The 17,499-nt window shown below is 67.3% G+C and carries 17 protein-coding genes; 5 read left to right on the plus strand and 12 right to left on the minus strand.

Going from position 1 to position 17,499, the window contains the following annotated elements; all coding sequences use genetic code 11:
- Window positions 1-65 precede the first annotated feature (65 nt).
- From HW466_RS10890 to HW466_RS10900, 3 genes are all read right to left on the minus strand, one after another.
- Window positions 66-1,370 carry an MFS transporter gene (locus tag HW466_RS10890; RefSeq protein ID WP_059451015.1) on the minus strand — a complete coding sequence of 435 codons (1,305 nt, stop codon included), beginning with the start codon at window positions 1,368-1,370 and terminating at the stop codon, window positions 66-68.
- A gap of 133 nt (window positions 1,371-1,503) precedes the next feature.
- A complete protein-coding gene (locus tag HW466_RS10895) occupies window positions 1,504-2,262 on the minus strand; it encodes an SDR family oxidoreductase (protein WP_060260353.1) in 759 nt (252 codons plus the stop codon).
- A gap of 74 nt (window positions 2,263-2,336) precedes the next feature.
- Complete coding sequence (locus HW466_RS10900) at window positions 2,337-3,776, minus strand: aldehyde dehydrogenase family protein (protein ID WP_059451042.1); 1,440 nt, start codon at window positions 3,774-3,776, stop codon at window positions 2,337-2,339.
- A 214-nt stretch (window positions 3,777-3,990) separates the two neighbouring features.
- Here HW466_RS10900 and ppa point away from each other — a divergent pair, with 214 nt between their 5' ends.
- Window positions 3,991-4,518, plus strand: coding sequence for an inorganic diphosphatase (ppa, locus tag HW466_RS10905; RefSeq protein ID WP_011885693.1), 528 nt, complete (start codon window positions 3,991-3,993; stop codon window positions 4,516-4,518).
- 56 nt (window positions 4,519-4,574) lie between these two features.
- On the opposite strand, the gene HW466_RS10910 is transcribed toward ppa, so the two are convergent.
- Both HW466_RS10910 and HW466_RS10915 read right to left on the minus strand, forming a co-directional pair.
- Window positions 4,575-5,444 (minus strand): GIY-YIG nuclease family protein, encoded by an 870-nt coding sequence (locus HW466_RS10910; protein WP_174905710.1) that lies wholly within the window; start codon window positions 5,442-5,444, stop codon window positions 4,575-4,577.
- A 104-nt stretch (window positions 5,445-5,548) separates the two neighbouring features.
- Complete coding sequence (locus tag HW466_RS10915; protein ID WP_059451018.1) at window positions 5,549-6,730, minus strand: GNAT family N-acetyltransferase; 1,182 nt, start codon at window positions 6,728-6,730, stop codon at window positions 5,549-5,551.
- 109 nt (window positions 6,731-6,839) lie between these two features.
- On the opposite strand from HW466_RS10915, the gene HW466_RS10920 reads away from it, so the two are divergent.
- Together HW466_RS10920 and HW466_RS10925 are read left to right on the plus strand one after the other, a co-directional pair.
- On the plus strand, window positions 6,840-8,576 hold the full coding sequence (locus tag HW466_RS10920) for an NAD+ synthase (protein ID WP_059945353.1): 1,737 nt from the start codon (window positions 6,840-6,842) through the stop codon (window positions 8,574-8,576).
- An 83-nt stretch (window positions 8,577-8,659) separates the two neighbouring features.
- Window positions 8,660-8,998: a P-II family nitrogen regulator gene (locus HW466_RS10925; RefSeq protein WP_006398637.1), complete on the plus strand. Its 339-nt coding sequence runs from the start codon at window positions 8,660-8,662 to the stop codon at window positions 8,996-8,998.
- A 175-nt stretch (window positions 8,999-9,173) separates the two neighbouring features.
- Here the strand turns inward: HW466_RS10925 and HW466_RS10930 are convergent, their stop codons facing one another.
- Together HW466_RS10930 and HW466_RS10935 are read right to left on the minus strand one after the other, a co-directional pair.
- Entirely contained in the window at window positions 9,174-10,253 is a 1,080-nt protein-coding gene (locus HW466_RS10930) for a porin (RefSeq protein ID WP_151005203.1), read from the minus strand.
- A 575-nt stretch (window positions 10,254-10,828) separates the two neighbouring features.
- Entirely contained in the window at window positions 10,829-11,755 is a 927-nt protein-coding gene (locus tag HW466_RS10935; protein ID WP_059451043.1) for a LysR family transcriptional regulator, read from the minus strand.
- A 136-nt stretch (window positions 11,756-11,891) separates the two neighbouring features.
- Here HW466_RS10935 and HW466_RS10940 point away from each other — a divergent pair, with 136 nt between their 5' ends.
- Window positions 11,892-12,389 carry a GNAT family N-acetyltransferase gene (locus HW466_RS10940; protein ID WP_059508212.1) on the plus strand — a complete coding sequence of 166 codons (498 nt, stop codon included), beginning with the start codon at window positions 11,892-11,894 and terminating at the stop codon, window positions 12,387-12,389.
- A 55-nt stretch (window positions 12,390-12,444) separates the two neighbouring features.
- Here the strand turns inward: HW466_RS10940 and HW466_RS10945 are convergent, their stop codons facing one another.
- The 4 genes from HW466_RS10945 to HW466_RS10960 all read right to left on the minus strand — a co-directional run bounded on the left by HW466_RS10945 (window position 12,445) and on the right by HW466_RS10960 (window position 15,646).
- The gene (locus tag HW466_RS10945) at window positions 12,445-13,224 is read right to left on the minus strand and encodes an ABC transporter ATP-binding protein (protein WP_151005201.1); all 780 of its coding nucleotides are present in this window, start codon (window positions 13,222-13,224) and stop codon (window positions 12,445-12,447) included.
- 18 nt (window positions 13,225-13,242) lie between these two features.
- Entirely contained in the window at window positions 13,243-13,956 is a 714-nt protein-coding gene (locus HW466_RS10950; protein ID WP_059451023.1) for an ABC transporter permease, read from the minus strand.
- Entirely contained in the window at window positions 13,953-14,642 is a 690-nt protein-coding gene (locus HW466_RS10955; protein WP_059451024.1) for an ABC transporter permease, read from the minus strand. Before HW466_RS10955 ends, HW466_RS10950 begins: the two co-directional genes overlap by 4 nt.
- Before the next feature lie 227 nt (window positions 14,643-14,869).
- Window positions 14,870-15,646, minus strand: coding sequence for an ABC transporter substrate-binding protein (locus HW466_RS10960; RefSeq protein ID WP_059451025.1), 777 nt, complete (start codon window positions 15,644-15,646; stop codon window positions 14,870-14,872).
- Window positions 15,647-16,010: 364 nt separating this feature from the next.
- Here HW466_RS10960 and HW466_RS10965 point away from each other — a divergent pair, with 364 nt between their 5' ends.
- On the plus strand, window positions 16,011-16,709 hold the full coding sequence (locus HW466_RS10965) for a pirin family protein (protein WP_060346601.1): 699 nt from the start codon (window positions 16,011-16,013) through the stop codon (window positions 16,707-16,709).
- A 67-nt stretch (window positions 16,710-16,776) separates the two neighbouring features.
- Here HW466_RS10965 and HW466_RS10970 read toward each other — a convergent pair whose 3' ends face one another.
- The gene (locus HW466_RS10970) at window positions 16,777-17,328 is read right to left on the minus strand and encodes a Spy/CpxP family protein refolding chaperone (protein WP_059508215.1); all 552 of its coding nucleotides are present in this window, start codon (window positions 17,326-17,328) and stop codon (window positions 16,777-16,779) included.
- Window positions 17,329-17,499: the final 171 nt, after the last annotated feature.

Below are 17,499 nucleotides of genomic sequence, written 5' to 3' on the forward strand. Positions count from 1 at the left end.
GCGCGCAAAAAAGCCCCGAACGCCAACCGGCGGTTCGGGGCTTTTTCATGCATTGCGTTGCGGCGTCACCTGTCGACGAGCCGCTTCGGCACCGACAGCGCAAGCAGCCCGCCGAGCACGAGGAACGCGGCAAGCATGTACATGCCCGCGTCGTTGGCGCCCGTCGCCTGCTTGAGCCAGCCCATCATGTACGGGCTCAGGAAGCCCGCGAGGTTGCCGATCGAGTTGATCATCGCGATGCCCGCGGCAGCGGCCGCGCCGCCGAGGAACGCCGTCGGCAGGCTCCAGAACAGCGGCAGCGTCGTCAGGATGCCCATGGTCGCGAGCGTCAGGCCGAGCATCGCGAGCGCCGTCTCGTGTGCCCAGATCACCGACAGCACGAGCCCGAGCGCGCCGAACGCGGCCGGAATCGCGAGGTGCCAGCGTCGTTCGCGCCGCTTGTCCGCGCTGCGCGCGATCAGGATCATCGCGACCACCGCCGCCGCATACGGAACCGCCGACAGCAGGCCGATCATGAACGAGTCCGTCACGCCGGTCGCCTTGATGATCGTCGGCAGCCAGAAGCCGACGCCGTACAGTCCCATCACGAACGAGAAGTAGATGAGCGCCATCAGCCACACGCGCGGGCTGGCCATCACGGTGCCGAGCGGCAGGTCTTCCTTGGTCGCTTCCTCCGCGTCGACGTTGCGCGCGAGCAGCGCCTTTTCGTCGTCGGTGAGCCATTTGGCTTTCGCGATCCGGTCGTCGAGCGCGAAGAATACGAGCACGCCGGCCAGCACCGACGGGATCCCTTCGAGCAGGAACAGCCATTGCCAGCCGTGCCAGCCGCTCACGCCGTTGAACGCCTTCAGGATGAAGCCGGAGATCGGCCCGCCGATCACGCCGGACAACGCGACCGCCGTCATGAAGAACGTCGTCATCCGGCCGCGCCGGTGCGCGGGATACCAGTACGTGAGGTACAGGATCACGCCAGGGAAGAAGCCGGCTTCGGCGACGCCGAGCAGAAAGCGCATCACATAAAACATCGCGGGCGTCGTGACGAACATCGTCAGGATCGAGATCACGCCCCACGTCGCCATGATGCGCGCGATCCAGACGCGCGCGCCGACCTTGTGCAGGATGATGTTGCTCGGTACTTCGAACAGGAAGTAGCCGAAGAAGAAGATCCCGGCGCCGAGCCCGTAGACCGTGTCGCTGAGATTCAGGTCGCTCGCCATCTGCAGCTTCGCGAAGCCGACGTTCACGCGGTCGAGATACGCGACCACGTAGCACAGCAGCAGGAGCGGCGTGAGCCGCCACGACACCTTGCGGTAGGTTGCTTCCTCGAATGCGCCGGACGAGCCCGGCAGCGAGTGCGTCGATGTTGCCATGTTGTCTCCTGTTCATTCTTGTCGTGGCCGGCCAGGCGCGGGGGCGCCCGATTTCCGGCCATGCGGGGCAGTGCTGATGCGCGGATGCGGCGCCGGCCGGCGATACCGGCGCGGCGCAATCGAGGCGGTGCGGCTAGATGCACCGCCCGCCGTCCACTTCGAGGCAGACGCCGGTGATGAACTCGGCTTCGTCGGACGCGAGGTACAGGGCCGCGTTCGCGATGTCCTGCGGCGTCGAGAAGCGGCCGAGCGGAATCGTCGCGAGGAACCGGCGGCGATTCTCCGGCGTGTCCTCGCAACCCATGAACTCGGTCATCAGGCCCGTCTCGCCGAGCACCGGGTTGATGCAGTTCACGCGGATCCGGTCGGCGCCGAGCTCGGCCGCGAGCGACTTGCTCGCGGTGATCATCGCGCCCTTCGTGCTGTTGTACCAGACGAGGCCCGGGCGCGGCCGCACGCCGGCCGTCGACGCGACGTTCACGAACACGCCGCCGCCCTGCGCGCGGAAATACGGCACGAAGGTCTGCACGCTCCAGAACAGGCTCTTCATGTTCACGGCATACACGCGATCGAACTCGGCTTCCGTCACGTCGAGCACCGGCTTGTTGCGGTGCGTGGTGCCGGCGTTGTTCACGACGATCTGCACCGAATGGAAATCGTCGAGCGCGGCTTGCAGCAGCGCGCGCCAGTCGGCCTCCTTCGACACGTCGCCCGCGACCGCGATCGCCTTGCCGCCCGCCAGCGCGATCTCGCTCGCGACGCGCTCGGCCGCCGCGCCGTTCAGGTCGTTGACGACGACGTTCGCGCCTTCTCGCGCATAGGTCTTCGCGATGCCCTCGCCGAAGCCCGAGCCGCCGCCCGTGACGATGGCCGTCTTGCCGCTCAGCCGCATGGTGTGTCTCCTGTGTTGGAAGAATGCGTGGTGTATCGGTGCGCGGCCGGTCGTGGCCGGCCGGTTCGTCCGGTTCAACCGTGCCGGATCGCGATCGTCTTCAGCGCGGTGAAGCCGTACAGCGCCTCGAAGCCCTTCTCGCGACCATGCCCCGAGTGGCCGACGCCGCCGAACGGCAGCTCGACGCCGCCGCCGGCTCCATAGTTGTTGATGAATACCTGGCCCGCGCGCAGGCGGCGCGCGACACGCAGCTGGCGTGCGCCGTCGCGGGTCCAGATGCCCGCGACGAGGCCGTACGGCGTGCCGTTCGCGAGCGCGACCGCTTCGTCTTCGTCGACGAAACGCATCGCGGCAAGCACCGGGCCGAACACTTCCTCCTGCGCGAGCCGGTGCGACGGCGGCACGTCGCGCAGCAGCGCGGGCGCCTGGTAGAAGCCGCTTTCCGGCGCGTCGGCGACGACCTGGCCGTGCGCGGCCATCGGAATGCCGTCGTGCTGCGCGTCGGAGAGGAAATCCCACACCCGCTGCTGCTGCTTCGCATTGATCAGCGGGCCGCAGTCGAGATCCGCGCGGCTCGGGCCGACCCGCAGCCCGTTGAACGCGGTGGCGAGGCGTTCGACGAGCGGCTCGTAGACCGCGCGCTCGATCAGCACGCGGCTGCCGGCCGAGCAGGTTTGCCCGCCGTTCTGCACGATCGCCGATACGAGCACGGGCAGCGCCGCGTCGAGGTCGGCATCGGCGAACACGATCTGCGGCGACTTGCCGCCGAGCTCGAGCGTGACGGGTACGTGGTTCTCGGCGGCCATCTGCGTGACCAGCTTGCCGGTCGCCGGCGAGCCGGTAAACGAGATGTGGTCGATGCCGGGATGGCGCGCGAGCGCGGCGCCCGCTTCATGGCCGTAGCCGGTGACGATGTTCAGCGCGCCGGCCGGCAGCCCGGCTTCGGCGGCCAGCTCGGCCACGCGCAGCAACGACAGGCACGCATCCTCGGCCGGCTTCACGACGCACGCGTTGCCGGCCGCGAGCGCCGCGCCGACGCTGCGCCCGAAGATCTGCATCGGGTAGTTCCACGGCACGATGTGGCCGGTGACGCCGTGCGGCTCGCGCACCGTCAGCACCGTGTAGCCGGCCTGATAGGGCAGGGTTTCGCCATGCAGCTTGTCGGCGGCGCCCGCGTAGAACTCGAAGTAGCGCGCGAGCGCGGCCGCGTCGGCACGCGCCTGCTTCAGCGGCTTGCCGGTGTCGCGCGCCTCGATCGCGGCGAGTTCCTCGAGGTGGTCGGCGACGCGCGCGGACAGCCGCATCAGCACACGGCCGCGCTCGGCCGCGCTCGCCGCGCCCCACGGGCCCGCGAACGCGTCGCGGGCCGCGGCGACCGCGCGCTCGATGTCGGGCGCGGTGCCGCGTGCGATCGTCGCGAACGGCTGGCCGTCGGACGGGTCGATGACCGGAATCGTCTCCAGTTGCGCGGGTAACGTCCATTCGCCCGCGATGAAGTGCTTCGCTTCTTCCATGCCTGCTCCCATGCTTCGCGCATCGGCCGGATGCCGGCCGCGCTGACGCCGCGCGCGGTTCGGTGCGTCGAGATCCGGAACGATTATCGCGCCGATCGTCATCCGGACGCCACCGGTCGATTGGCTATAATGGCGCATTCCCTGCGGGGACGCCCGCGGCGGTGCAACGGTCGCGGCGCCCTGTCCCGAATTCCATCGACCAACAGAGAGCGCTATGAGCTTCAATCATGTTCCGGCCGGCAAGGACCTGCCGCACGATTTCAACGTGATCATCGAGATCCCCGCGCAAAGCGATCCGGTGAAGTACGAGGCGGACAAGGAGCTGGGTCTCCTCGTCGTCGACCGCTTCATCGGCACGGGCATGCGCTACCCGGTCAACTACGGCTACATTCCGCAGACGCTGTCGGGCGACGGCGATCCGGTCGACGTGCTGGTGATCACGCCGTTCCCGCTGCTGGCCGGCTCGATCGTGCGTTCGCGCGTGCTCGGCATGCTGCAGATGACCGACGAGTCGGGCGTCGACGCGAAGCTCGTCGCCGTGCCGCACGACAAGGTCTGCCCGATGACGGCGAACCTGAAGTCGATCGACGACGTGCCCGAATACCTGAAGGACCAGATCAAGCACTTCTTCGAGCAATACAAGGCGCTCGAGAAGGGCAAGTGGGTGAAGGTCGAAGGCTGGGCCGGCATCGACGCCGCGCACAAGGAAATCGCCGACGGCGCCGCGAACTACAAGAAGTAAGCCGGCAGGCCGGCCCCGCGGCCGGTTCGTTCGGAACGCAAACCGCGCGTGTCTCCTCAGGAGGCCGCGCGGTTTTGTTTTGTGCGCGGGGCGGCGCGAGCGACGGTCTTCTTGCGGGCCGGAGCGGGCTGGCTGCCCGTGGTTGCGGCGGTCTTCGCACGTTTTGTCGCCGTCGCGCGGCGCGCGGGGGTGACGGGCGCCGCGACGGCTTCGATCACTTCGGCGACGACCTTCCTCGCCGACGAACGGCTGCGCGCCGGCGTGGAAGCAGTGCCGGCGAGCGCGTTAGCGGCGGGCTTTCCGCCGGTTGCTCGCGCGTTGCGTTTCGGCGATGCGTTCGTGGCCGCCTTGTCCCGTTTTGCCGGCGTGCCGCGCGAGGCGGTCTTGTTTCCTTCGGTGTCCTCGGCCGTCCTCGCACGCTTCCGGGCGACGGGCGCGGCCTTTGCCGGCGCCGGCGCCGGCGCCGTCGCGCCTCGTCGGGGCTTCGCGGTCCCGGGCTTTTTTCCGGCCGTTTCGCTCTTCGCGGCTTTGTCGCGAGCCGGTTCCGTTTCGGCCGGCCGCGTCGCACTGTCGGCGCGCGGCGCCTGCGCCTTTTTCCTTCGGCGGGTGCCGTCCTGCGGCCCGGCGGCGTCGACGTTTCCGTCGGTCGACATCCCGGCCGGCAGCACCGATTCGAGCGTCCGGATCCCGGCCGCGAGTTCGCGCTTCTGCGCCGCCGTGAGCCGCTTCACCCAGTATTCGGCGCGCGACGCGATCGACCGGTCGGGCAGCGGAAACGATGCGAGCACGGCGCGCGGCTTGCGCGAGCGCGTATAGCGCGCGCCCTTGCCGGACGCGTGCTCGTCGAAGCGCGCTGCGACGTCGGTCGTGATGCCCGTGTAGACGCTGTCGTCGGCGCACTCGATCAGATACAGAAACCAGGACATGGGAAGGCGGCGGGATGCGAAGCCGTCAGTGTCTCAGAAATGGCACGCGCCGACGCCGCCGATCGCCGTGGCCGGTGCCGAAGCGGCTCGCCGGCCGGCCGACGCTACCCGGTGCTGCGCCGGAACGGATCGTGCTCGCGCAGCTCGTCGACGTACGCGTGGATATGCTCGGTCTCGCGTTCGAGAAAGCGTGCGACCGCATCGGAGAACGCCGGGTGCGCGAGCCAGTGCGCGGAATGCGTGACGGTCGGCAGAAAGCCGCGCGCGAGCTTGTGCTCGCCCTGCGCGCCGCCCTCGAACGTGTCGAGTCCGGCCTCGATGCAGAACTCGAGCAACTGATAGTAGGCCGTTTCGAAATGCAGGCAGGGCACGTGTTCGAGCGCGCCCCAGTAGCGGCCGTACAGCGTGCCGCCATTGCCGTTCGCGCCGCGCCGGTAGACGGCGAGCGAGCTCGCGATCGGCTTGCCGTCGGCTTGCGCGATCACGAGCAGCAGGTTCTCCGGCATCGTCGCGCCGATCGTGCGGAAGAAGTCGAGGTTCAGGTACGGGCTCGAATAGTGCTCGCGGTACGTCTGCCGATAGCAGCGCGTGAAGAAGCGCCAGTCGGCGTCGGTGATCTGCTCGCCGGTGAGCCGCCGGAACGTGACCCCGGCATCGCGCACCTTGCGCCGCTCGGCGCGGATGTTCTTGCGCTTCTTCTGCTCGAGCGTGCCGAGGAAGTCGTCGAAGTCGCGGTAGCCGTCGTTGAGCCAGTGGAACTGCACGCCTTCGCGCAGCATCATGCCCATCGACTCGAGCAGCCGCGCTTCGTCGCCGGTGGGAAACAGCACGTGCAGCGACGACACGTCGCTCTGCTCGGCGAACGCCAGCAGCGTGGCCGCGAGCCGGCGGCGAGCGTCGTCGTCGGCGGCGAGCAGGCGCGTGCCCTGCACGGGCGTGAACGGCACCGCGCACAGCAGCTTCGGGTAATAGGGCAGGTCGTTGCGCTGATACGCATCGGCCCACGCCCAGTCGAACACGTATTCGCCGTATGAATGCTGTTTCGCGTAGACGGGGGCGGCGGCCGCGAGCCGGCCCGTGCCGGCGTCGGTCAGCGTGACGAAGTGCGGCGACCAGCCGGTCTCGTCGACCGCGCAGCGCGCGACGTGCAGCGCGTCGAGAAATTCGTGGCGCAGGAACGGCGTCGGCTGCGCGTCGCGCTCGAGCAGCGCGTTCCATTCGTCGGCCGGCACCTCGGCGGGGGACGACAGGATGCCCGTGCGATAATCGATGCGTTCGTGTTTCAAGCGTGAATCCGTACTGTTGGATGCCGCCGGACGCGTGCCACCGTGGCCCGCGTCCGGGACGATTTCGTCAGCCGTTCAGGGCGCGCCGCCATGCCGCGCCGATCCCGTCATGAAGACCCGACTCGCTCTCGCCCAGATCAACGTCACCGTCGGCGATTTCGCCGGCAACGTTGCGCGGATCGTCGCCGCCGCGCGCGCCGCGCACAACGACGGTGCGCGCCTGATGATCGCGCCCGAACTCGCGCTGTCCGGCTACCCGCCGGAAGACCTGCTGCTGCGCCCCGCGTTCTACACGGCGGCCGCGGCCGCGCTCGACACGCTCGCCGATGCGCTGCGCGCATTCGACGGGCTCGCGGTGCTGGTCGGCCATCCGTTGCGGAGCGCGAGCGGCGCTCCGCCGGGCGGCGTTCCGCCGGGCGGCGCTCCGCATGCGCCAGCCGTCGATGGTAATGCAAACCGTCCGATCGAGCGCGGCGTGCCGCCGACCGATACCTACAACGCGGTGTCGCTGATCGTCGGCGGCGAGATCGTCGGCACATACCGCAAGCAGGACCTGCCGAACGCCGACGTGTTCGACGAGAAGCGCTACTTCGCGACGGATACCGAGCCTCTCGTGTTCGAGCTCGACGGCGTCAGGTACGGCGTGATCATCTGCGAGGACGCATGGCATGCGTCGGCCGCGCAGATCGCGAAGGCCGCCGGCGCGCAGGTGCTGCTGATCCCGAACGGTTCGCCTTATCACATGAACAAGGAAGCGCTGCGCATCGACATCCTGCGCGCGCGGATCCGCGAAACCGGGCTGCCGATGGTGTACGTGAACCTCGTCGGCGGCCAGGACGAGCTCGTGTTCGATGGCGGCTCGTTCGTGCTCGACGCGCAGGGCGCGCTCGTCGCGAGGATGCCGCAGTTCGAGGAAGGGCACGCGATCGTCGAATTCGACGGGCCGCGCCCGCTGCCCGGCGCGATCGCGCCGGAGCTGCCGGTCGACGCGCAGGTCTATCGCGCGCTCGTGACCGGCGTGCGCGACTACATCGGCAAGAACGGCTTTCCCGGCGTGCTGATCGGGCTGTCGGGCGGTGTCGATTCGGCGCTGGTGCTCGCGGTCGCCTGCGACGCGCTCGGGCCCGAGCGCGTGCGTGCGGTGATGATGCCGTCGCGCTACACGGCCGACATCTCGACGACCGACGCGGCCGAGATGGCGCGGCGCGTGGGCGTGCGCTACGACGAGATCGCGATCGCGCCGATGTTCGACGCGTTCCGCGCGGCGCTCGCGGGCGAGTTCGCGGGCCGCGCGGAGGACGCGACGGAGGAGAACATCCAGGCGCGCATTCGCGGCACGCTGCTGATGGCGCTGTCGAACAAGTTCGGCTCGATCGTGCTGACCACCGGCAACAAGAGCGAGATGGCGGTCGGCTACTGCACGCTGTACGGCGACATGGCCGGCGGCTTCGCGGTGATCAAGGACATCGCGAAAACGCAGGTCTACCGGCTGTGCCGCTATCGCAACGCCACGACGGACTACGGCCCGCGCGACGTGATTCCGGAGCGGATCCTGACGCGCGCGCCGTCGGCCGAGCTGCGCGAGAACCAGACGGACCAGGACAGCCTGCCGCCGTACGACGTGCTCGACGCGATCATGCGGATGTACATGGAGGAGGACCGGCCGCTCGCGGAGATCGTCGCGGCCGGCTATGCGGAGGCCGACGTCGCGCGCGTGACGCGGCTCATCAAGATCAACGAATACAAGCGCCGCCAGGCGCCGATCGGCATTCGCGTCACGCATCGCGCATTCGGGCGCGACTGGCGCTATCCGATCACGTCGCGCTTTACCGAACGTCTCGACTGAGCCGGGCTGGGCCGTACGCGGCCGGCCGGCTTACAATCGGGATCGCGATTTTTCATCCAAACGAGCATTGAGGGACAACCATCATGAAACGCATCACCGCCATCATCAAGCCGTTCAAGCTGGACGAAGTCCGCGAAGCGCTCGCCGAAGTGGGCCTCACGGGCCTGACCGTGACGGAAGTGAAGGGCTTCGGTCGCCAGAAAGGGCACACCGAGCTGTATCGCGGCGCCGAATACGTGGTCGACTTCCTGCCGAAGATGAAGATCGAGGTGGTCGTCGCGGAAGCGCAGGTCGACCAGGTGATCGACGCGGTGATCGGCGCGGCACGCACGGGCAAGATCGGCGACGGCAAGATCTTCGTGTCGGACGTCGAGCGCGTGATCCGCATCCGCACCGGCGAAGAGAACGAAGCGGCAGTCTGAGCGCCAGCTCCGCGCCGATTGGCTGCACGGCCTGCCCGGTCGATCGGCGGCGAATCGCCCGATTCCGGGCCGCCAATAAAAAACGGTGCGGATACCCGGGTGGGTACCGCACCGATACGCGCCTCTCGCAGCAGCGTGGAAAGTGTTGTCGAATCGTTCTCTGGACGGCGCCTGATCAGAACAGGTGCTGGATGCCGGCGTAGACGCCGGTCTGGCTGCCGCCCGGATGCGGGTTGCCCGTCGAGACGTCGGTGCCTGCGCCGTTGGCGTTCAGGCCGAAGTTCGCGGTCTTGCTGTTGCGAACCGTCGCGACTTGCAGGTCGAACAGCGTGCGCTTCGAAATGTTGTACGAGCCGCCGACCGTGTAGATGTTGGCATTGCCGCCACCGTGGTTGGCGTTCACGTGGTACACGGCCGCGATCAGCGCTGCCGCCGGCGTGGCCTGCCACGTCACACCGCCCCAGACCTGCTGCGTGCCCGTCACGCCGGCGTTGACTGCCGGGCCGCCGCTGCCGTCCGCGTGCGATGCCTGGTACGCCGCCTGAACCTTGAACTGGCCGAGGAACACGTTCACGCCCGCGAAGTATTCGCGCGAGTATTTGAACACGTCCGAGAAGCGGCCGTTGCTGTCGCGCGTTTCGTCGTAGATGCCGCGCAACTGGAACAGCGAGTTCGTATAGGTGATCTGGGCACCCGCGGCGCGACCGTCCTTGGTCGAATCGGTGTTGCCGTTGAAGCTGGTCGAGTTCGAGAACGAGAACTGGCCGTAGAAGTCGAGGCCGTAGAGCGACGGCGACTGGTACGACACGTTGTTGCTGGTCTTGTTCCAGTTGCGGCCGCGTACGAGCGATGCCGTCGACCAGGCCGACTGGCCGAACGGGTCGAAGTCCCACACGCCGTTGGCGATCGCGAGTTCGCGACCGAGCAGCAGCGTACCGTAGCGGTCGTTCGAAATGCCGACGGTCGCGAAACGATCCCAGATCGAGCCGCTGAAGCCGCCGTTCATCGTGTTGAACGCGCCTTCGAGGTGGAACAGGATCTTGTTGCCGCCGCCGATGTCCTCGCTGCCCTTCAAGCCCCACAGGCTCGTGCCCCAGTCGCCGCTTTCGGCGCGCACTTGGTGGCCGTTCTGCAGGCCGTTCAGGTACTCGAGGCCGGCATCCAGGCGACCATACAGCGTGACGCTGCTCTGCGCGTGCGCCGTAACCACCCCAGCAGCCATCAGCGCGGCCGCGACCAAAGCTTTCTTCATCATCTCCTCCATACCCTGTCAAAAAGTCAACCCAGACTGCACGAGATGCCCGGAGCAGCGAGCGCCGGGCAAAAGCGAAAAGCGGGATAACCAGGGAGACCTCGTGCAAGGCCGGTAAGCGCGGCACGCGGGCAAGCGGACGGAAAACCGTTGAGCGGTCCCGCGCGGCCGGGTGGGCTTGCGGGGTCTCCTTGTTGTGTCGTGAAGCTAAACTACATTTCACGAACTTCGTTTTGCTACTTTGGTTACTAATTTAGCAAAAATACAATTTTGTGGCGACGGAAATCGTTGTTTGACTAACAGCTGTCGCCAATTTGCCATGCAACACAGTGCGCGACGGGTGCCCAACAGGGTGTCGATTGCCGTAAAACCCTTGTCGGAGAAGGGAGACACGGATTCGGTGTATGTGGGTCAAGGATTGCCACTATTGACGTCATCGGGCCGCGAGCGTAAGCACACGCAAGGCGAAATTGGTAAGTATTTCGTAATGAATTCGGCGGCGTTGCGCCGTTGCCGGCCGCGGCCGGAAACGCTCGTCCGGCAAGGCTGGCGCCGCTTGCGGTGCAAGCGCGTGCGGCTCAGGCGGATGCCGCTCGCGCATCGAGCAACTGCGCGCGAAGCCATCGATGCGCGTCGGTGCGCGCATGCTTCGCATGCGAGTAGACCTTCACCGTGTAGCGCGGGATGTCGAACGGTGCGGGGAAGATGCGGATCGGTGCCGCGTGACGCAACGCCTGCGCGGCACGGTTCGGCACCGTCATCAGGAGTGCAGACTCCGCGATCACGAACGGTGCGGCCAGCACGCTCGGCAATTGCGCGGCGACTTGCCGCGCGAGGCCCAGCCGGTCGAGCACGTAGTCGATGACGCCGCGCGACTCGTTCCACGGCGTGACGACCACGTGGCGAGCCGCGAGGTACTGGTCGAGCGTCAACCGCCGGCGGATCGACGGATGCCTGGCGCTCGCGATCACCACGTAGTCGTCCGAAAACCAGTCGAAATCCTCGATGCCCGGCGCGTCGGCGGCCGATTCCTCGTGATAGCCGAGCGCGAAGTCGATGTGGCCGGCCGCGAGTTCGTCGATCGAAATCTTGCGGTCGGAGTGGACGACGCGGATCCGCAACCGCGGCGCGACCTGCTCGATGCGCGCGAGCAATGCCGGCAGCACGGCGAACGCCGTGTAGTCGCTCGCGGCGAACACGAACGTGCGGTCGCTTTGCGCCGGATCGAAGCGGCGTGCGCGGGCCAATCCCTTCGACATCGTGTCGAGCGCGTCGCCGGCCCAGGTGGCGATGTCGTCGGCGCGCACGGTCGGCTGCATCTCGTTGCCGAGCCGCACGAACAGCGCGTCGCCGATCGCGTCGCGCAGCCTCGCGAGCGCGTGGCTCAGCGCGGACGGGCTCATCGCCAGCTCGTGCGCGGCCGCGGCGACCGACCGGTGGCGGTACAGCGCGTCGAATGCGAGCAGCAGGTTCAGGTCGAGACGGCGCAGATCGGGATGCATCATGTTCATGTCCGGATGAAGAAACTGCACTTCCTGCAGTTCATCCGCGAACGTAGCATGTCGATCTGTCCGACGCCAGGCGCGCTCGCGCGGGCGCCGCAATCCGTTGTCATTCCGGGCCGAAGGAGGGCTCCCCACCGTGCAAATCGACATTCGTTCCGCCACCGTCGCCGACGTGCCGCAAATCCTGCGTTTCATCACCGAACTGGCCATCTACGAGAAAGCGGAGCACGAAGTGGTCGCGACGCCCGCATCGCTCGAGCGCAGCCTGTTCGGCGAAGGCACGCCGGCGCGCGCGTTGATCTGCGAGGTCGACGGCGAGCCGGCCGGCTTCGCCGTGTATTTCTTCTCGTATTCGACGTGGCTCGGCCGCCAGGGGCTGTATCTCGAGGATCTGTACGTGTCGCCGCGCTTTCGCGGCGCGGGTGCCGGGCTGCGGCTGCTGAAGGCGCTCGCGCGCATCGCCGTGGACAGCGGTTGCGGCCGTTTCGAATGGAGCGTGCTCGACTGGAACGAGCCGGCGATCCGCTTCTATGAAAGCGTCGGCGCGGCGCCGCAGAGCGAATGGGTGCGCTACCGGCTCGCGGGCGATGCGTTGCGCGCGTTCGCCGACGGCGCGCCGGTGGACGCCGCGTAAACGCAAGACGGGCGCCGCATGGCGCCCGTTCGCGTGTCGTCGCGCGTCGCGCGCGTTACTTGAGGCTGCCCGACAGGAACCCGCGCAGGCGTTCGCTCTTCGGGTTGGCGAACACCTCGGACGGCACGCCTTCTTCCTCGACGCGCCCCTGATGCAGGAACATCACGTGATTCGACACGTTGCGCGCAAAGCCCATCTCGTGCGTGACGACGATCATCGTGCGGCCTTCCTCGGCCAGCTTCTGCATCACCTTCAGCACTTCACCGACGAGCTCCGGATCCAGTGCGGAAGTCGGCTCGTCGAACAGCATCACGTCCGGATGCATCGCCAGCGCGCGCGCGATCGCGACGCGCTGCTGCTGCCCGCCCGACAGGTGCGACGGATACTGCTTCTCGACGCGCGGCGCGAGGCCGACCTTCTCGAGATATTCGCGCGCGCGCTCTTCCGCTTCCTTCTTCGGGATGCCGAGCACGTTGACGGGCGCTTCCATCACGTTCTCGATCACGTTCATGTGCGACCAGAGATTGAAATGCTGGAACACCATCGACAGCTTGGTGCGCACACGCTGCAGCTGCTTCGAATCGGCCGCGCGCAGCGCGCCCGTCTTGTCCGGCGTGGTGCGCACTTCCTCGCCGTCGACGACGATGCGGCCCGAATTCGGCTGCTCGAGGAAGTTGATACAGCGCAGCATCGTGCTCTTGCCGGAACCGGACGAGCCGATCACGCTGATCACGTCGCCCGAGTTTGCCTTCAGCGACACGCCCTTGAGCACCTCGTTGTCGCCGTACCGCTTGTGCAGATCGTCGACGAAAAGCTTCTGAGTCTGGGAATTCATCAATAGTCCTGCGAAAACTTACTTGCCTTGCGGGCGCAGATACGCGAGCCAGCGACGCTCGGCCTGGCGGAACAGCCACACGAGCGTGAACGAGATCACGAGATAGAGCAGGGCGGCGATCCCGAATGCGTGGAACGACATGTAGGTCGCCGAGTTCACGTCGCGCGCGATCTTCAGGATGTCCGGCACGGTCGCGGTGAACGCGACGGTGGTCGCGTGCAGCATCAGGATCACTTCGTTGCTGTAGAGCGGCAGCGCGCGGCGCAGTGCCGACGGCAGGATCACGCGGCGATACATCGTGAAGGTCGACATCCCGTATGCGCGCGCGGCTTCGATCTCGCCGTACGACGTCGCCTTGATCGCGCCCGCGAAGATCTCGGTGGTGTACGCGCAGGTATTCAGCGTGAACGCGAGCAGCGTGCAGTGCATCCCGTCGCGGAAGAACGCATCGAGCAGCGGCGTGCCGCGCACGACCTGCAGGCTGTAGAGGCCGGTGTAGCAGAGGAGCAGCTGCACGTAGAGCGGCGTGCCGCGGAACACGTACGTGTAGAGCCACACGGCGCCCGACAGCCACTTTCTTTTCGACACGCGGGCCACCGCGAGCGGCACCGACAGGCAGAAGCCGAGGCCGATCGACACGACCAGCAGCCAAAGCGTGATCGCGACGCCGGTGATGCGGAAGCCGTCGGTGTAGAGGTAGTTGCGCCAGTATTCGTTGATGAGTTCGATCATAGGTCAGCCTTGCGGACACCGGTCGAGTAGCGCTTTTCGAGCCACATCAGCACGAAGTTCGAGATCGTCGTGATGGCGAGATAGACCGCACCCGCGATCAGCGTGAAGAAGAAGAACCGCAGCGTGCCCTTGCCGGCATCCTGCGACGCCTTCACGACGTCCGCGAGGCCGATGATCGACACCAGTGCGGTCGATTTCACGAGCACCTGCCAGTTGTTGCCGATGCCCGGCAGCGCGAAGCGCATCATCTGCGGGAACATGATCCGCGTGAACACCTGCCAGTTGGTCATCCCGTACGCGCTGCCTGCTTCGAGCTGGCCGCGCGGCACGGACAGGAATGCGCCGCGGAAGGTTTCGGTGAAGTACGCGCCGTAGATGAAGCCGAGCACGAGCACGCCGGCGAGGAACGGGTCGATGTCGATCTGATCCCAGTTGAGCGCGTCGGTCGCCATGTTCAGCCAGATCTGCAGGCTGTAGAACAGCAGCAGCATCAGCACGAGATCGGGTACGCCGCGGATCAGCGTCGTATAGACGGTGCCGATGCCGTTCGTGACGCGGTTGCGCGACAGCTTCGCGCCCGCGCCGAGCAGCCCCAGCAGGAACGACAGCGCGAGCGAAAGCACCGCCAGTTTGACGGTTTGCCAGGTGCCTGCGAGGATCAGCGGGCCGTAGCCTTGTAGAAACATATGTGGTCCCTGGTGTGGTCCCGGACGGCGCACGCGGTGCGCCGCGAAAGACGCGCCCGCCAAGCTGCGCGGAACGCCCCGTGCGTATCATGACCGTCCGCCCCGGCAACGGTGCCGGGCCAGCCCGTCGCAAGGAGCGGCGGGCGAGGGGCGGGCGGCGCGTGGTTCACTGCCTGTACTGCCGGACGCGGGGCGCGCCCGCATCCGCTTCCCGTCATTGTCGGCGCTCAGCGAGCCGAGTAGACGCTGAACGAGAAATACTTGTGCGACAGCCGGTCGTACGTGCCGTCCTTGTGCATGTCGGCCAGCGCCTTGTTGATCTTGAGCTTCAGGTCCGTGTCTTCCTTGCGCAGGCCGATCGCGGTACCGTCGCCGATCGTCTTCGGATCCTTCACTTCCGGCCCGGCGAACGCGAAGCCCTTGCCGCGCGGCGTACGCAGGAAGCCGTAGTCGGCCTGCAGTTCATCCTGCAGCGTCGCGTCGAGGCGGCCCGAGCCGAGATCGGCATAGACCTGGTCCTGGTTCTGGTAAGGAATGATCGTCACGCCTTGCGGTTCCCAGTACGCCTTCGCGTAGGATTCCTGCGTCGAACCCTGCTCGACGCCGACGCGCTTGCCCTTGAGCGACGCGACCGTCGGCAGCAGCGGCGAGCCGGCCTTCGCGATCATTCGCGCGGGCGCGTCGTACACCTTGTCGGAGAAGTCGATCTGCTCGCGCCGCTTGTCGGTGACGGTCAGCGACGACACGATCACGTCGTACTTCTTCGCCTTCAGCGCGGGAATGATCCCGTCGAGATCCTGCGCGACCCACACGCACTTCACGTTGATCCGCTTGCAGATTTCCTTGGTGAGATCGACGTCGAAACCGACGATCTCGCCGCTCGGCGCGGTCGACTCGAACGGCGGGTAGCTGGCATCGACGCCGATCCGCACGGTCTTCCACTCTTTCGCGAAGGCGCTGCCCGCCACGAGGGCGAGGGCGGCGCACAGGGCGGCCTTCTTCATTTCCATTCGTTTGTCGCTCACTTCCGGGGAGGCGCTCGCGGCCGGTCGGGCCGGGCGCCGCGGCGTATTCTAGACGGCCAAAATTCGTGTTTCGGCGCGCGGGCAACGGCGCTCGCCGGACGGGCGAACGCCAAAAGGGCGGTATTTTACCCGAACGCGATACCCGGAAAACGGCAATCCGGCGTGACCGACGGATTCTTCGATCCGGGCGTTGCGGCAATCGTGGTATTCGCAACGAGTATTGCGTCGATTGGATTCGTGGGTGCAACGATGCGGTGCGCGTGCGGCGGATTGTGGCGCGCGCGGCGTGCCCCTAGAGTGCAGGTAAACCCGAAGAAAGAATATTGCCTGCCGGAGTGCCCCCATGTTCCAGATCCGCCGCGCCGCCGACCGCTGCCATACGCGCCAGGGCTGGCTCGAGTCGAGCCACAGCTTTGCGCTTGCCGGCGACGCCGACGCCGCGCATCCGCCGTTCGGCGCGCTGCGCGCGCTGAGCGAGGACCTGATCGCACCGACACGCGGTTTCGGGATGCAGCCGCGCCGCGACGTCGAAATCGTCACCTGCGTGCTGGACGGCGCGCTCGCGCATCGCGACAGTCTCGGCAACGGCGCGATCGTGCGGGCCGGCGGCATCCAGCGGATGAGCGCCGGCACGGGGCTCATGCACAGTGAAACCAATGCGTCGCGCGACCGCGTGCTGCATCTGCTGCAGATCTGGCTTCAGCCGGCCGAGCGCGGCGGGCGGCCCGGTTACGCGGAGCGGCGTTTCGCCGACGACGAGAAGCGCGGCCGCCTGCGGCTCGTCGCGTCGCCGGACGGCGACGACGGGGCGCTGTCGATCCGCGCGGATGCGCGCATCTTCACGGGGCTGATCGACGGCGACGAGGAGGTGGTATTCGGGGTGCCGGCCGGGCGCGGTACGTATGTGCACGTGGCGCGCGGCGACGTGGAAGTCAACGGGCACGCGCTCGCCGCGGGCGACGGTGCGCGCATCGCCGGGGCGGACGCGATCGCGTTCGCGCGCGGGCGGGCGGCCGAGGTGCTGCTGTTCGACGTCGCCTGAAACGAAACGGGGGCGCGGGCCGACTGCCCGCGCCCCCGCGATGCCGCCGGGGAGGCGGCGCGCCGGCTTACTGCGCCGGCGCCGACGCGGCCTTGGCCGCGCGGTGCTGCTCCCAGCGCTCCTTCATCTTCTCGTGGCGCTGCTCCATCCGCGCGAACTGCTGTTTCAGCGCGGTGCTGACCGTCGTCTTCTGCTGGTCGTTCAGTCCGTTGTAGAACGCGAGCCACGCGGCCGAGCTCTGCTCGCGCAGCTGCGCATTCTGTTGCTCGGCCTGCTGGCGGGCCGCATGCATCGCGTTCAGGTCGAGGATCGGCTGATTCTGCTGCGCCTTGAATTGCTCGCGCATCTGCTCGTGGCTCTTGCGCATCGCTTCATGGTTCTGCTTCATCGTGTTGACGGCCGTCTGCCATTGCTGCTCCTGCGCTGCGTTGAGCTTCAGCTGATCGTGCAGCTTCATGATCGCGCCGAACGGGCCGCCTTCATGGCCGCCGTGCATCTGGTGCATGCCGGGGCCGCCCGGCGGCGGCATGTCGACGGGCGGCGCGGCATGCGCGGTGCCGAATGCGAGAGCGAGCACGGCGGCGGCCGCAATGGCCACGCGGGAAGTCTTCTTATACATTTCAGAAACTCCTGTATCCATAGGGTCCGGCGATGCGGTGCGCGCATGACGCGTGTGCCGCATCCGGTAAGACGCAGGTTAGCGGCGCGGGTCCCGGCGGGTGTTACGCGGGGTGGCTGCCGGGTTACGGTGCATTACAGTTCCCTTGCGCCGTAACCCGCAGTAACCCTT

The organism is Burkholderia territorii (genome assembly GCF_902833055.1).
Classification (GTDB): domain Bacteria; phylum Pseudomonadota; class Gammaproteobacteria; order Burkholderiales; family Burkholderiaceae; genus Burkholderia; species Burkholderia territorii.

What these genes read in the sequence shown, in the direction of transcription:
- HW466_RS10900 (WP_059451042.1), bottom strand. Translation starts at nt 3,776, where the DNA reads ATGGAAGAAGCGAAGCACTTCATCGCGGGCGAATGGACGTTACCCGCG.
- HW466_RS10945 (WP_151005201.1), bottom strand. Translation starts at nt 13,224, where the DNA reads ATGAATTCCCAGACTCAGAAGCTTTTCGTCGACGATCTGCACAAGCGG.
- HW466_RS10920 (WP_059945353.1), top strand. Translation starts at nt 6,840, where the DNA reads ATGAAGACCCGACTCGCTCTCGCCCAGATCAACGTCACCGTCGGCGAT.
- HW466_RS10925 (WP_006398637.1), top strand. Translation starts at nt 8,660, where the DNA reads ATGAAACGCATCACCGCCATCATCAAGCCGTTCAAGCTGGACGAAGTC.
- HW466_RS10895 (WP_060260353.1), bottom strand. Translation starts at nt 2,262, where the DNA reads ATGCGGCTGAGCGGCAAGACGGCCATCGTCACGGGCGGCGGCTCGGGC.
- HW466_RS10890 (WP_059451015.1), bottom strand. Translation starts at nt 1,370, where the DNA reads ATGGCAACATCGACGCACTCGCTGCCGGGCTCGTCCGGCGCATTCGAG.
- HW466_RS10970 (WP_059508215.1), bottom strand. Translation starts at nt 17,328, where the DNA reads ATGTATAAGAAGACTTCCCGCGTGGCCATTGCGGCCGCCGCCGTGCTC.
- HW466_RS10955 (WP_059451024.1), bottom strand. Translation starts at nt 14,642, where the DNA reads ATGTTTCTACAAGGCTACGGCCCGCTGATCCTCGCAGGCACCTGGCAA.
- HW466_RS10910 (WP_174905710.1), bottom strand. Translation starts at nt 5,444, where the DNA reads ATGTCCTGGTTTCTGTATCTGATCGAGTGCGCCGACGACAGCGTCTAC.
- HW466_RS10935 (WP_059451043.1), bottom strand. Translation starts at nt 11,755, where the DNA reads ATGATGCATCCCGATCTGCGCCGTCTCGACCTGAACCTGCTGCTCGCA.
- HW466_RS10950 (WP_059451023.1), bottom strand. Translation starts at nt 13,956, where the DNA reads ATGATCGAACTCATCAACGAATACTGGCGCAACTACCTCTACACCGAC.
- HW466_RS10930 (WP_151005203.1), bottom strand. Translation starts at nt 10,253, where the DNA reads ATGATGAAGAAAGCTTTGGTCGCGGCCGCGCTGATGGCTGCTGGGGTG.
- HW466_RS10960 (WP_059451025.1), bottom strand. Translation starts at nt 15,646, where the DNA reads ATGAAGAAGGCCGCCCTGTGCGCCGCCCTCGCCCTCGTGGCGGGCAGC.
- ppa (WP_011885693.1), top strand. Translation starts at nt 3,991, where the DNA reads ATGAGCTTCAATCATGTTCCGGCCGGCAAGGACCTGCCGCACGATTTC.
- HW466_RS10965 (WP_060346601.1), top strand. Translation starts at nt 16,011, where the DNA reads ATGTTCCAGATCCGCCGCGCCGCCGACCGCTGCCATACGCGCCAGGGC.